This window comes from Streptomyces aidingensis (genome assembly GCF_900112355.1).
GTDB classification, from domain to species: domain Bacteria; phylum Actinomycetota; class Actinomycetes; order Streptomycetales; family Streptomycetaceae; genus Streptomyces; species Streptomyces aidingensis.
On record NZ_FOLM01000010.1, the window covers coordinates 160149 to 173529 of the forward strand.

Sequence of the window (13381 nt, forward strand, 5' to 3'; positions counted from 1 at the left end):
ACACCGTCCGGTGGGGACAGGGCCGTGGGGCGTCGTTCTCTGTTCGTCGCGTTCGCGCACCAGGAGGTGCCCGCGTGCTTCAGCCACCGCCACCCCTCACCGTCGTGCCTGCCGTCACCGAGCCATGGCAGTACGAGCTGCTGCTGCCCAGCGATCTGCGAGGCCCCCGGGTCGCGCGCAGCACGGTCCGTGCCGTGCTGCTCCACCACGGCCTGGAACAGCTCTCCTACCGGGCCGCCCTGCTGACCACCGAACTCGTCACCAACTCGGTCCGGTACACCGAGGGACCCGCGTCCGTGCGGGTCACCTGGCGAAGTCCGGAGCTCCGGGTGAGCGTATGGGACACCAGCCCGGATCTGCCGCCCGGCTGCGGCGGGCCGCGTCCGCTGCCGTCGGCCGACTCCGAGACCGGCCGGGGGCTGTTGCTCCTCGATGTCTACGCCGATCGCTGGGGCGGGTGCGCCCTCGGCTCCACGCCGTGGGGGTCGGGCGGCAAGACGATCTGGTTCGAACTGCATGCCAAGGAAGGAGAGGAAGGAGCGGAAGAAGACCGGTAGGAGGAGGCCGGGCAAACCGCTTCCCGGGCTGACACCCGCGCCACCTGCGCGGCTGCCGCTCCTGCCCGTCCGCCGAGTAAAGTGTTCGGCCCGTGTTGCCGGGTGCACAGGCACACGGGTGCGGCGGCGACGGGCGGGGAGCCAGGACTTGGCACACCGGGAATACAACACGGTTGTACGGCCTCTCATCAACCAGCTCACGGCCATGGGCTGGCACCACCTGGCAGGCGCCGACCCCGGACAGCCCGCGCACCATCCCGCCCGCAGCGGGCGGACGGACTTCGCCCGCGCGGTCTACCCCGACCGTTTCCGTGCCGCCGTCTCCCGGCTCAACCCTGGTCCCGGCGGCCGTCCGTGGCTCACCGGCGCCCAGCTCGATCAGCTCTGGGAGCTGCTGGATGACGCCCGGACATCCGGGTCCGGCATCCGAGGACATCTCGCCGCCACCGAGCTGCTCCGCAAGGGCGTCAACGCCCAGCTCCTGACCGGCTGGCGCAAAGGCGACCCCGAGCATGTGCGGCTGGTGGACTGGGAGAACTCCCTTCCTCCCGGCGAGGGCAACGATCTGCTCGTCGTCTCCGAACTCCGGGTCGAGCGGCAGGACGGCCGGTCCGCCACCCCCGACCTGGTGCTGTTCGTCAACGGGCTGCCCTGGGTGGTCATCGAGTGCAAGGCACCGGGGCCCATCGCCCTCGACCAGGCCGTCAGCCAGGTCATCGGCTACGCCGGCGCACACGCCGAGGCCCCCGTCCCCGACTTCGTCCGGTACGCCCAGCTCCTCGTCGCGACCGATCGCGAGCGGGCCGAGCTGGGCACCGTCACCTCCGGTCCGGAGCACTTCGCGCCCTGGCGCACGGTCGAGCCCGCCACCGAGGACCAGGTCCGCCAAGAGACCGGCACCCCGGACGACCGGCCGCTGTCCGCCCAGGCCGTCCTGGTCGCGGGCGTGCTGCGCCCCGACCACCTCCTGCGTCTGGTGCGCGACTTCACCACCCACACCGGAACCGGCTCCGGGGCCGCCAAGATCGTCGGGCGCTACCAGCAGTTCCGGGCCGTAGGGCGGCTCGCCCGGCGCCTCCGGGCGCGGCTGGTGACACTCGCCTCCGGCCGCGATCCCGGCAACCGGGGCGGCGTCATCTGGCACACCCAGGGCTCCGGCAAGAGCCTCACCATGGCCTTCCTGGTCCGCCACCTCCGCTCATCGCCGTCGCTCCGCCGCCACAAGATCGTCGTGGTCAGCGACCGGATCGATCTGGAGAAGCAGATCCGGCGCAGTCTGGGCGCCGCCGAGGAGGAGATCCACCGGGCCGCCACCGTGGAACAGGCCCGGCGGTTCCTCGCGGTGGATGTGCCGGACCTGGTCCTGATCATGATCCAGAAGTCCCGGCGGGACGACGCCGCGGACGACGGCACCCCGGAGACCCTGGACAACGGCCCGGACGGCGACCGTCACCTGCACAACCGGGTGGCCAACGACGGTGCGGAGATCGTCGTCCTGGTGGACGAGGCGCACCGCTCCCACCCGGGATGGCAGCACGCCCGGCTGCGCGCCATGCTGCCCAACGCCGCGTTCATCGGCTTCACCGGCACCCCGGTGATCGACCAGACGCGCAAGACCACCCGGGAGATCTTCGGCGACTTCGCCGACCTCTACACCCTGCGCGACGCCGAACGCGACGGCGCCGTCGTCCCGGTGCGGTACGAGGCACACCACGTCGCCCTGGAGGTGATCGAGAAGGTCGCCCTGGACGCCAGGTTCGAGACCACGGTGCCGAGCGATCCCGAACGGCGCGAGCGCGTGCTGAGGCGCTTCGCCCGCCGCAAGGAGGTCCTGGAGTCGTCGGCCGTCATCGCCTGCAAGGCGGAGCACATGCTGCGGCACTGGGCCCGCACCGCTCTGCCGGACGGCTTCGGCGCCCAGGTGGTGGCGGTGTCCCGCAAGGCGGCCGTGGAGTACCAGCGGGCCATCGTGCGGGCCCGGGACACGCTGCTGGCGGAGCTGGACGCGCTGGACCCGGACATCGTCCACGACCCCATGGCGCACGAGTACCTGTCCGATGACGAGCGCGCGCTGCTCTACCTCCTCCCGCACCGGCATCTGCTGGCCGCCGTGGTCATCTCGGAGGTGGAGGGCAAGGCGGATCCGGCGGAGTGGCGGCGGTGGAAGCTCAAGTCCCGGCATGACGACTACATCGAGCGCTTCAAGCAGGGCATCGACTCCTTCCGCGACCGCATCCCCAGCGATCCCTCCTGGGCTGCGGAGACCCATGGCGGACCCGCCCCCGCGCCGCCCAGCACCCCGGGCCCCGGGACGGGCGAGCCCTGGCACCGGGAACAGGCCCCTTCCCAGCGCTCCGGAGACGGGGACGAGGACCGGGACGGAGCGGAGGAGGGCGGCCCGGTCGCCTTCCTCGTCGTCCAGTCCATGCTGCTGACGGGTTTCGACGCACCCGTGGAGCAGGTCCTCTACCTGGACCGCAAGCTCACCGGCGTGGAACTGCTCCAGGCCATCGCCCGCACCAACCGGCCCTACCGCGCCAAGGAGTGGGGGCAGGTCGTGGACTATGTCGGCATCGGTCCCGAGCTGGCCAAGGCCCTGACCGCCTATGACCGGGAGCATCTACGCGAGGTCTACGGCTACCGGAACATCCAGGTGGACCATCTCCAGCCGGACTACGACGGGGAGCAGCCCACCGCGGACCAGCCGTGGCTGGAGACCGACGCGGCGGCGGACCGGCTGCTGCGGGAGCTGGCCAAGCGGGTCCAGGACTTCCTGGACCGGAACGGCACGGCCTCCCTGGACACCGAGGAGCACCGGGAGGACCTGCTCGCGGCCCTGGAGAACCCGCTGCTGCGGGGCAAGTTCGACAACCTGGTCCGGGATTTCCTCACCTCCCTCAACGCGGTGCTGCCCCGGCCGCGTGCGCTGCCCTACGAGGGTCTGGCGCGCAGGCTCGGCGAGGTGCAGTACCTGGCGCGGCAGCGCTACCGCGACGACCGGGACCAGTTCAGCCCGCGCCGCTACGGCGCCAAGGTCCGCCGGCTCATCGCCCGGCATCTGGAAGCGGGCGGAGTGGAGGAACGCATTCCGCCGGTCGAGATCAGCGATCCGGCTTTCATGGACCGGGTGCGGGCCAACCCGGACCCGCGAGCCCGGACCGCCTACCTCACCAGCCGACTGCGGATGCGCATCGAGGCCCGCATCGGAGGCGACCGGGTCCGCTATCAGCGCTTCAGCGAGCGGCTGGAAGAGATCGTGCGCAGCATGGCCGAGGATTTCGAGGCGGCGGCTGCGGCAATGCAGGATCTCGTCGAGGACATCCGCGCGGCGGATGAGGACACCGCGGCGCCGGACGGGCTCGATCCGTATACGGAGCGCCCGGTGCACAGCCTGCTGGAGGAGACCCTGAAGCAGCCGGACGGCACACCGCTGCCGCCGGGGACCGACCTCGTCCAGGCCTCCCGGGATCTCACCGTGGAGATCGCCGGGCTGGTGCACGGCCCCCACTTCGGATGGCTGCCGGAAAGCCGTGACCGGGTGCGTCGCGAGCTCCGCCACTATCTTGAGGACCGGCTGAACGTCGCCTGGGGCGCCACCGGCCCGCTGGCTTCGCTGCTGGTGGAGCTGGCCGAGGCACGCCACGGAGACTTCCGGGCCTACGCCCGCCGCCGCGGCCGGTAGTGACCCGGCGGGGACGGGACCGTGCGGCTCCCTGTCGGTACCGGATGGTAGGAATGGCGGGTGAGCAACCCCGTCCGCCGGGCCATCGCCGCCCTCCCCATTCCCCCGGAATGGGAGTGGAGGGTCGAACTCCGCCCGCGTCGCCGCACCTTGTCCATCGAGGTGGACGAGGACGGCGGGGTGCTGTTCGCCGTGCCGACCGATGCCGATCCGGAGCACGTTGCCTCGGCGGTGCGTGCCCGGCTGCCCCGGCTTGCCGACGAGGTGGCGCGCCGGCGGGCGCGTCCCGCCCAGCCGGTCAAGGAACTCATCGGCGGGACGGGCTTCGACTACCTGGGCCGCCGCTACCGGCTGCGGCTGGTGGACACCGGCGCGAGCGAGGCCGTGCGGCTGTGGCGAGGGCGCCTGGAACTGCCGCGCCCCACGCACCCGGCCCACGGCGGCAGGCAATTGATCGAATGGTACGAGCAGCGCGGCAGCCGCTGGCTGGCTGCCCGGCTGCCGTCCCTCACCAGTCGGCTCGGGCTCCGACCAGTGCCGGTGGCCGCCCGTGATCTCGGTGACCGCTGGGGCGCCTGCTCGCCCGCCGGTGCCGTCACGGTGCACTGGGCGGTCCTGCAACTCCCCGTGGCACTGATCGATTACGTCCTCGTTCACGAGCTGACACATCTGAAAGTGCCCGGTCACGGTGCCGTCTTCCGGCGCCACCTGCGCCTGGCGATGCCGGACGCGGACACCCGGGCCGCCGAGTTCGTGATGCGGGAGCCCTCGCTCTGGCGCGGCGCGGTCGCCCGCCCCGAGCAGTACCGGACGAGAGCAGGCCGCACGGCCGACGCTCGCCCTCCGCGCGGGAGGCGCCGGGCAACTGGCTCTGCCGCAGCCCTCACATGACCGGCCCGCCCCCGCCCGGGATTCGCGACGCACTGGCCGCCTATTCGGACGCCAAGGTGGCCGCGGCCGTCTCCCCGCACCGCGGGCTTTCCGAGATTCGGTTGCGCGGCATGGTGGAGGGCACGGCATGCAGGTCGCGGCGGGGGCAGCCGCCAACCCCGCTCTGCCGCTGCCCGTGATGCGCCGGCTCGTCTCCTGAGCCCGCACCGCCGACTGCCGACCGTCCCACCCGGTCCGGGGGTGTGCACCCGGGCGGGGGGCGGGGCCGCTTCAGGCGGCGCAGGCCAGCAGATAGGCCTGGGGGCCTTCTCCCCCAGCTCCGGCCTCGGTTCGCGGACCACACGGGTGTGGACCTTGAAGCCCGCCACGGACAGCAGCTCAGCGACGTGCTCCGGGGTCCGCCGGTGGAAATCCAGGTGCACCGGTCGCCCGAACACCTCGTCGAGGTGGCGCCGTTCGCTGCCGGACTGGAAGGCGACGGCGAGCTGCCCGCCCGGTATCAGCACCCGCCGGAAGCCGGCGAGGACCTCGGGCACATACGCGGTCGGAATGTGGATGAGCGAATACCAGGCGATCAGCCCGGCCAGTGAGCCGTCCGGAAGATCCAGCTCCGTCATCGACCCCACCTCGAACCGCAGCCCGGGGTAGGACCGCCTGGCCAGCGCGACCATCTCCGGCGAGAGATCGATCCCGCTGATGGACAGGCCCGTCCGCCGCGCCAGATACGCCGTCACCTTCCCCGGCCCGCTGCCCACCTCCAGCACCGGCCCGGCGTCCGCGCCCGGCGCCGCCGCCCGCACCAGATCGGCGAACGCGCCCAGCAGCGCCCGGTCCACCGGCTTGTCCGACAGCTCCAGCGCGAAGCGCGCGTTGTACTCGGCCGCGATCGCGTCGTACGACGCCCGCGTGTCCCGCAGAAACCCCGGCTCACCCATACCGCCGAGGCTAGAGCGGGCCACTGACAGAAACCGGGCCGGGACCTCGCCACCGGGCCGCCCTGTACGGGCCGGCTGTCCGCTGCCCCGGCCTCGGAGCATGGGCGATACTGACGGAATGTGCTTCCGACACACGAGCGCGAGCCGGCACTTTGTGTGCCTCCCCTGCCGGGTGTCCTTCAAGAAGCGGGCCGAGGCCGGACACCAGGGCGTCTGCCCGGGTTGCGGCGGTGGGCTGATCGACGCCGGTCAGGATCTCGCCGTGCCCGGGAAGCGGGACACCGCCGGGTGGAAGGCACTCGCCGCCGTCCTCGGCTCGGGGCTGACCTTCCACTCCGGCTGCTGCGAAGGCCCCGGCTGGCGACCTCGCCACCCCCGTGAGGTGCGGGAACGGCTGGCAGCGGCGGCGCGGTCCGGTGTGCCGGTCGCTGAGGCACTGTCCACACCCGATCTCGACGAACTGACCCGACAAGCCCCCGGGAAGAGCTGACCACCCGCGCCCGGACACCGCGCCTTGCCCCGGCGGCGGGCCACCCGCCGCCGGGGACACAAGCTCAGCGCGGCCAGTAGCGAGGAGGCTCCTTGGCCGGATCGGTCATGTCGAAACGGTGCTTGGTCCCGGGGGCCAGTCCTTTGATCATGACCAGCCGCTGGCCCTCGGCGTTCTCCAGGTCTCGCACGACCATGGGGAGGGAGCCGATGACAGCTCCTATGGCCAGGGCCAGCCCGACCCGCCCTGGCTGCGGCTGGCCGAACCGGACGTGGTGCAACCGGGATTTCTTGATGGCCGTTGTCTCGTCGGGGTCGTCGAGCTGCCGGGCGTCCTTGGTGACGAAGATGTCGTAACCATGACTTGCGGCATCGGCGAGCAACGCCAAGTCCTTCTTGCCCGACCACTTCATCAGCGTGACATGGTCGACGCGGTGACCGGGAAGCAGATGACGCAGCACATCGACCATGAGGGAAGGCGCGTTCTCGTCAAGAAGGATCTTCATCAGGAGGCGCGGGGCTCCGGTTGGTAGCTGTTCACGTACAGCGCGAAGGTCTGTGCGTCCCTGGCCGCTTCCGGCGTCACCGCCGGGTAGTAGTCGGCGATCTTCTCCGCGCGGACCCCGTCCTCCAGCAGCTCGACCACCGCGTCATACGGCACCCTGGTCCCCGTGATGACCGGACTGCCGCCCTGGGTCTCGGGGTCGAGCGTGATGTGCGCGGTAGGGCGCAGCAGGTGAGGGACGACCACCCCGGGGCGCACCGAAAAGGGCTCCAGGATCTCCGCCAAGGTCGCCACAACCTGCTGCCCGGGACGCTTGACCAGATCCGTCGAGTGCTCGCTGTCGTTGCCGACCAGCGCGATCGAGTCCCCGTCGGCCACCAAGCTGTAGGACGACAAGTGCTCGATCTCCCCAAGCCGCCGGAGGTTGCCGATCGCCCGGCGGATCTTCTGGAGCGAGGCGTCCTGACGCAGCCGTACGCAGGTGCGCAGCGCGAGGACGTCCCGGAACGAATAAAGGGCCCTCGGCCGTACCGCCAGCTCGGGAATCAGAACCGGCCCGTCACGGACATCCCGACGCCAGTGACGCAACTGGGCAATAGTCGCCCCCGACAGAGCAGCGGCCATGTGAGTCGAGTACGCCATGTTCCGGGCCTCCTTCCGTACCTGGTCCAGTCTCCCGCCCGCCGGCAGTCAGACGCTACAAGTCCCTCCCTGGCACGTCATGCTCCGCGCAGAGCATCACTCCTCGTGCACCCGAGTCGCCAAGGCATACCCGGCCGCCTCGTCGGCCCCGTTCCGCGGAGCGAGGAGTGCTGCCTGTCGGGTCCCGTGCCCGCCATGGCCTCCTTGCAAGAAGCGGGGTGAACCGGAGGGGTCGGTGTGCACGGATGGGCGCGTCGTGACGGGGCGTGGAGGGCCGGGGCTGATACGCATCAACGCGCAGGCACTCCGCCCTCGCCCCGCCCGGGGCAGTGGCCGTCGCGAAGGTCACGAACCCAGCCAGAGCAGGAGACGGCATGTCCCTTCCGTCCGACACGAGCAGTGAGAACGCCCACCGCGGTATCGCCGTCACCGGTGTGACCGGCCGGCTCGGGGTGCGGATCGCCCGGCGGCTGGCCGCCGCCGGGGTTCCGCAGCACCTGGTGGTGCGCGATCCACACCGCGCGCCCCGGCTGCCCGGGGCGAGCGTGGCGCGGGCCGCCTATGGCGACCGGGACGATGTGGTGCGGGCGCTGTCCGGGATCGAGCGGGTGCTGATGATCTCGATCTCCGAGACCGCCGACCGGGTCGACCAGCACCGCGCGTTCGTGGACGCCGCCGTGGCGGCCGGGGTGGGGCATCTGGTCTACATCTCCTTCTACGGCGCGGCGGAGAACGCGACCTTCACCCTGGCCCGCGATCACTGGGCCACCGAGCAGTACATCCGGGACAGCGGGCTGGCCTTCACCTTCCTCCGGGACAACATCTACGCCGACTTCGTCCCGGCGTTCGTCGGCGAGGACGGCGTGATCCGGGGCCCGGCCGGTGACGGGCGGGTGGCCCTGGTCGCGCAGGAGGACATCGCCGAGGCGGCCGTCTCGGTGCTCACCCACGCGCCGGAGCACGCGGGCGCCGTGTACGAGCTGACCGGGCCGCAGGCGCTCACCTTCCACGAGATCGCCGCCATCCTGACGACCATCACGGGCCGGAATGTCACCTACCACGCGGAGGGCCTGGAGGAGGCGTACGCCTCGCGCGCCCACTACGGCGCCGAGCGCTGGCAGCTCAACGCCTGGGTGTCCACCTACACCGCCGTCGCCGCCGGGGAACTCGCCGGCGTCACCGACGCCATCCCCCGGCTGACCGGCCACCCGGCCACCCCGCTCGCCGACGTCATCCGGCACGCCGACGGCCGCGAGCCGTGAGGTCTGCGGCCGGCCCTCCGGCCGCTGCCGGGCGGGGCAGCGGCCGGAGGACGGGGGCGTGGGCAGGGCGTGGGCGTGGGCAGGGGCGGGGGGTGGTCAGGTGGTGCAGGTGCCGGTGGCGGGGGTGCCGGTGAAGCGGCCGGCGAGCCAGTCGGCGCCCATCAGGGCGCCCGGCCGGACGGCCCCCAGATGGTCGGCGCCCGGGATGATCTCGGTCCGGACGGCGGCGCCGCGGGTGCACCAGGCGTCCGCCAGTTCGCGGCCGAGCTGCGGCGGGATCAGCACGTCGGCGTCGCCGTGGTAGACGAACACCGGGTGCCGGGGCGCGATGCCGCCCAGGTCCTGCTGGCCGAGCCGGAACTGCCAGTAGCGGCTGTCCGCCGGGTCGGAGGTGGTGATGTCGGGAAGCGAGTACGCGGCACCGGCGGCGATGTTCTCGTTGAGGCAGCCGTCCGCCATCCGCGCGGCGAGCGCCCGCCCGGTCTCGTTGAGATAGCGGTCCAGATGGAGTCCGGGGTAGGCGGCGTCCTGGCCGATGAGAGACATCAGGGTGAACGCCACGCCGTAGGGCGACTCCTCCTGGAGTTCGGAGAACCGCAGCCGGGACGGCGTGCCGCCGGCCACCGTGCCGGCGATGTCCAGCTCGGGGGCGTAGAACGGCTGGAGCTGGGCGGCCCAGCTCACCGACTGGCCGCCCTGGCTGTAGCCCATCAGGCCGATGGGCGAGTCGGCGGTGATGCCCAGGCCGGCGGCGCCGGGCAGCCGGCGGGCCGCGCGGGCGGCGTCCAGGACGGCCTTGCCGGCCGAGCGGGCCACCGTGTAGGTGTGCGTGCCGGGGGTGCCCAGGCCCTCGTAGTCGGTCACCACCACGGCCCAGCCTCGGGCCAGCAGCAGGGCGATCAGCCCGCCCTCGGCCGTGGTCCCGGACGGAAAGCCGGCGGACGGGGCGCACTGGTCGCCCAGGCCGACCGTGCCCACCGCGTAACTGATCAGCGGACGCGGGCGGTCCGGCCCGCCCGCGCCGTCCTCGGGCACCAGCAGGGTGCCGGAGACCACATTCGGCCGGCCGAGAGCGCCGGTGGAACGGTAGGTGATCTTCCAGGAGGTGACTTCGGCGGTGGTCGTGGGGGTGGGCCGGAAGACGCTGGGCTCGGCGCTGACGAGGTCGCCGGGCCGCTTCTGCCGGCCGCCGTGCGGCAGCCGCTCGGGCGACGCACCGGCGGCGGGGCCGGGCCCGGGCCCGGCCCCGTTGTGGGCGCCGGTGGTTGCGGTGGCGGTGGCGGTGGTGGCGGTGGCGGTGGCGGTGGCGGTGAGCGCGGTGGCGGCCAGGGCCGCCCCGGCCAGCAGGACCCCGGCGCGCCGGAGCAGCGGATGTCGGGCGGTGATGGGCATGGTGCTTCGCTCCCGGATGGCTGAGGCGGGTGGGGTGACCGGACCGGAGGGGCCACCGTAGGGAGCCGCCCGGCGCGCCCGCATCGGCGTGATCACCGGTCTCGCCGTCCGCGTCGGGCCCCCGGGCGGTGTGGCGGGGAAGGATTCCGGACACCCGTGCCCGGCCATTTCGCTGTGTCCGGCGGGGCATCGGTTTCCGCGCCGCGCGGCGGTTCTCCGGCCCGGGAGAAGCCGTGTGACATGCGCGGCCGGTGCAACAATCCATGAAATGCGCACTCCCGGGGCGCCCGCTGCGGACTTAGCGCCTACCGGCGGCATATGCGCCGCTCGAATCAGCGACAGAACCTTGAAAGATTTCCGCCGCACTCATAAGATCCGGCCACCGACTGCTCGGCATGAGCGAGTGGCGATCAAGGGGGCCGCCGGAATGAAGTTGCAGATGATCTACAAGGACGACGAATCGGGCGGCGAGGGCTGTCCCAGCGTCTATCTGGCCGACAATGGGGAATTCGTTGTCCAGGGGCCTCAGGTGGACGAGGCCACCGCGGGCGAACTGCGGAACGTCCTTCCCGGTGAGACCGCGGTCCGGATCTCCGCAGAGGTCATTCTCGGCGCCGTCCGGCGCTTTACCGCGCCAGACACCCGAGAGCACTGAGCAATGCGCCGGACCTTCTTCTCGCTCGGCGACCCCGGATTCCGCAGCCACTTCGCGGAATTCCAGCGCACCGCCTTCCGGCTGGAGACTCTCCAGAAATACGATGTCACCTACGAGCGAACAGAATTCGAGCGGTTCCTCGCCGGTGAATCACGCGGCACGTTTCCGGGTCTGGAGGGCTGGCTGCGGCGAGTCGGCGAGGGAACCCGGCGCGGCAAGGAATTCCGGCGGGTGCATATTCTGGAGGAACCGCTCACCGATTACGCTCGCTTCGAATGCCTCTGGTCGTACCGCCACACGGTCGCGGCGGGTGAGGACGTCCGCATCATCCCGGTCCCGGCCGGGCAGTGGCCCGAAGGGCTTCCCCGGCGGGATTTCTGGCTGTTCGACTCCCGCCGCCTGGTCCTGATGAACTACGGCCCCGACGGCACCTTCGTCTCGGCCGAGGCCCTGGACGACCCGGAACCGGTGGCGGAAGCCGTCCGGTGGCGGGACCGCGCCCTGGCGGCATCGACGCCCTTTCCGGAGTATGCGCGGCGGTTCGACGAACTGATGCTGAGCAGCGGCTCCGGCCGCCCGGCCTGACCACGGCGGCGCCGGTGCGTCCATCCCGCGCCGCCGCCGGCGGCGAAAGCGAGAGCGAGAGCGGTGCCGGCGGCACCCGGAACGAGTTGAGCGGCACCTCGGGCACCACCGTGCAGGCGGGCACCGTGCACGGGGGCATCACCCTGGGCCGGTCCGCTGCCGACGCCCTCCCGGACTGGCCCTGGCCACGGCAACAGCATGGCCGGCCTCGGCGCACGGTACGGAGCCGAACGCATGACCCTGGACACGCTTCCGCCCGGCCGGTCGGTGGAGCTCCTCGGCCGCATCATGGGACCCGACCGCGTGGCGGCGGAACCCGAGGCAGCCGCCCGCATGGCCGAGCGGTGCGCCCATCTGCCGCTGGCCCTGCGCATCATGGCCGAAAAGGCCAATGACCAGCCGGAGGTCTCCCTCGCCGAACTGGTGGAGCAGCTCGCCGACGAGCGCGACCGGCTGGACGCCCTGGGCTTCGCGGACGACGAACTCGCCGATGTGCGGGCGGTGTTCTCCACTTCCTACCGCTCCCTGCCGGCCGCGGCGGCCCGGATGTTCCGGCTCCTCGGCCTGCATCCCGGCCCGGAGATGAGCCTGTCCGCCGTCGCCGCCCTCACCGGCAGCCGGGCCGCGGACCTCCGGCCGCCGCTGGAGCGGCTGGTACAGGCCAGCCTGGTGCAGCGGGCCCCGGGCCGACGGCTGCGCCTGCACGACCTGCTGCACTCCTATGCCGCCGAGTGTGCCGAACGGGAGGAGACGCCGGAGCACAGGACCCGGGCGCTGCGCCGCGTGCTCGGCTGGTATCTGCACACGGTGGCCGCCGGACACCGGGTGATACTTCCCAGCTTCCACCGCGTCCCGCTGCCGGCCGCCGATCCGCAGGCCCCGCCCCCGCTGTCCTTCGGCGACGTGGAACAGGCCATGGACTGGTTCGAGCGGGAACGCCTCACCCTGCTCGACGCGCTGCGCACGGCCCTGCGCGCCGGCCAGTACGACCTGGCCTGGCGCCTCCCGGCGGTGATGTACGGCTTCTGGGAGCTGCGGCACTACTGGCACGAATGGCTGGAGCTGCACCGGCTGGGCCTGCGGGCGGCCCGTGCCGCCGGGGACCGCTACGGGGAGGCGTGCAACCGGCTGGGGCTGGGCGACGCCCAGTGGCTGCTGGGCCGGCTGCCGGAGGCGCTGGCCGCCTACCGGCAGGCGGCCGGGCTGGGCCGGGCCGAGGGCGACGGCTGGATCGCCGGCTTCGCGCTGCGCGGAACCGCCACCGTGCAGCTCCGGCAGGGGTCGATCGGCGAGGCCCTGGCCACCACCGAGGAGTCCATCGAGGTGTTCCGGGCGCATGGTGAGCGGCGCGGGGAGGGCCAGGCCCTGCTGACCCTGGCCCAGTGCCAGTGCGCTCTGGGCGAGCACGACCGGGAACGGGAGAGCTGCCGGCGGGCCGTGGAGCTGTTCACCGGCCTCCGGGACACCTGGAGCGTGGCCTTCGGCTCCTGCGCGCTCGCCCGGGCGTGCGGCGAAGTCGGGGCGCACCAGGAGGCGTTGGAGCTGTACCGGGCGGCCCGCGAGGCGTTCGAGGAGTTCGGCAACCGGCGCAATACGCTGCGGGCGCTGGTCGGCATCAGCGAGTCGCTCCAGGCGCTCGGTTCGCCCGAGGCGGCCGGACACTGGCGGGAGGCGGCGCGGCTCTCCGCCGGTCTGGAGGAGGCGCAGGCCGCGGAGATGCGGGAGCGGATCGCGCGTGCTCCGGGTTCCGGTCCGGGAGGGGCGGCGGGGTGAGAGGCGGCGGCGC

At 72.4% G+C, this 13381-nt stretch carries 11 protein-coding genes and 1 pseudogene; 8 read left to right on the plus strand and 4 right to left on the minus strand.

Annotated elements, in window-relative coordinates; translation table 11 throughout:
• The first annotated feature begins 74 nt into the window (after window positions 1-74).
• The 3 genes from BM242_RS18795 to BM242_RS18805 all read left to right on the plus strand — a co-directional run bounded on the left by BM242_RS18795 (window position 75) and on the right by BM242_RS18805 (window position 5130).
• Window positions 75-557 (plus strand): ATP-binding protein, encoded by a 483-nt coding sequence (locus BM242_RS18795; protein ID WP_093840030.1) that lies wholly within the window; start codon window positions 75-77, stop codon window positions 555-557.
• Between the two features lie 148 nt (window positions 558-705).
• Entirely contained in the window at window positions 706-4239 is a 3534-nt protein-coding gene (locus tag BM242_RS18800) for a type I restriction endonuclease subunit R (protein WP_093840031.1), read from the plus strand.
• A 60-nt stretch (window positions 4240-4299) separates the two neighbouring features.
• A complete protein-coding gene (locus BM242_RS18805) occupies window positions 4300-5130 on the plus strand; it encodes a M48 family metallopeptidase (protein WP_093840032.1) in 831 nt (276 codons plus the stop codon).
• Between the two features lie 407 nt (window positions 5131-5537).
• On the opposite strand, the pseudogene BM242_RS18810 reads toward BM242_RS18805, so the two are convergent.
• Window positions 5538-6167 (minus strand): annotated as a pseudogene (locus tag BM242_RS18810) (class I SAM-dependent methyltransferase); the annotation flags it as partial.
• Between the two features lie 70 nt (window positions 6168-6237).
• Here BM242_RS18810 and BM242_RS18815 point away from each other — a divergent pair.
• Window positions 6238-6555 carry a deoxyxylulose-5-phosphate synthase gene (locus BM242_RS18815; protein WP_245834267.1) on the plus strand — a complete coding sequence of 106 codons (318 nt, stop codon included), beginning with the start codon at window positions 6238-6240 and terminating at the stop codon, window positions 6553-6555.
• A 64-nt stretch (window positions 6556-6619) separates the two neighbouring features.
• On the opposite strand, the gene BM242_RS18820 is transcribed toward BM242_RS18815, so the two are convergent.
• Both BM242_RS18820 and BM242_RS18825 read right to left on the minus strand, forming a co-directional pair.
• The gene (locus BM242_RS18820; RefSeq protein WP_093840034.1) at window positions 6620-7060 is read right to left on the minus strand and encodes a DUF5615 family PIN-like protein; all 441 of its coding nucleotides are present in this window, start codon (window positions 7058-7060) and stop codon (window positions 6620-6622) included.
• Window positions 7060-7701, minus strand: a complete 642-nt coding sequence (locus BM242_RS18825) for a DUF433 domain-containing protein (protein WP_175541482.1) — start codon at window positions 7699-7701, stop codon at window positions 7060-7062. Before BM242_RS18825 ends, BM242_RS18820 begins: the two co-directional genes overlap by 1 nt.
• Window positions 7702-8075: 374 nt before the next feature.
• On the opposite strand from BM242_RS18825, the gene BM242_RS18830 reads away from it, so the two are divergent.
• The gene (locus tag BM242_RS18830) at window positions 8076-8963 is read left to right on the plus strand and encodes an SDR family oxidoreductase (RefSeq protein ID WP_093840035.1); all 888 of its coding nucleotides are present in this window, start codon (window positions 8076-8078) and stop codon (window positions 8961-8963) included.
• Window positions 8964-9059: 96 nt separating this feature from the next.
• Here BM242_RS18830 and BM242_RS18835 read toward each other — a convergent pair whose 3' ends face one another.
• Window positions 9060-10355, minus strand: coding sequence for a lipase family protein (locus BM242_RS18835; protein WP_093840036.1), 1296 nt, complete (start codon window positions 10353-10355; stop codon window positions 9060-9062).
• A gap of 403 nt (window positions 10356-10758) precedes the next feature.
• On the opposite strand from BM242_RS18835, the gene BM242_RS18840 reads away from it, so the two are divergent.
• The 3 genes from BM242_RS18840 (at window position 10759) to BM242_RS18850 (ending at window position 13368) form a co-directional block, all read left to right on the plus strand.
• Entirely contained in the window at window positions 10759-11010 is a 252-nt protein-coding gene (locus tag BM242_RS18840; protein ID WP_245834271.1) for a hypothetical protein, read from the plus strand.
• Window positions 11011-11013: 3 nt separating this feature from the next.
• Window positions 11014-11595, plus strand: coding sequence for a DUF6879 family protein (locus tag BM242_RS18845; RefSeq protein WP_093840037.1), 582 nt, complete (start codon window positions 11014-11016; stop codon window positions 11593-11595).
• A gap of 234 nt (window positions 11596-11829) precedes the next feature.
• Window positions 11830-13368, plus strand: coding sequence for a hypothetical protein (locus tag BM242_RS18850; RefSeq protein ID WP_093840038.1), 1539 nt, complete (start codon window positions 11830-11832; stop codon window positions 13366-13368).
• Window positions 13369-13381: the final 13 nt, after the last annotated feature.

Excerpts from the sequence above, each read along its gene's own strand:
- BM242_RS18820 (WP_093840034.1), bottom strand. The coding sequence starts at position 7,060 with ATGAAGATCCTTCTTGACGAGAACGCGCCTTCCCTCATGGTCGATGTG.
- BM242_RS18825 (WP_175541482.1), bottom strand. The coding sequence starts at position 7,701 with ATGGCGTACTCGACTCACATGGCCGCTGCTCTGTCGGGGGCGACTATT.
- BM242_RS18830 (WP_093840035.1), top strand. The coding sequence starts at position 8,076 with ATGTCCCTTCCGTCCGACACGAGCAGTGAGAACGCCCACCGCGGTATC.
- BM242_RS18835 (WP_093840036.1), bottom strand. The coding sequence starts at position 10,355 with ATGCCCATCACCGCCCGACATCCGCTGCTCCGGCGCGCCGGGGTCCTG.
- BM242_RS18845 (WP_093840037.1), top strand. The coding sequence starts at position 11,014 with ATGCGCCGGACCTTCTTCTCGCTCGGCGACCCCGGATTCCGCAGCCAC.
- BM242_RS18850 (WP_093840038.1), top strand. The coding sequence starts at position 11,830 with ATGACCCTGGACACGCTTCCGCCCGGCCGGTCGGTGGAGCTCCTCGGC.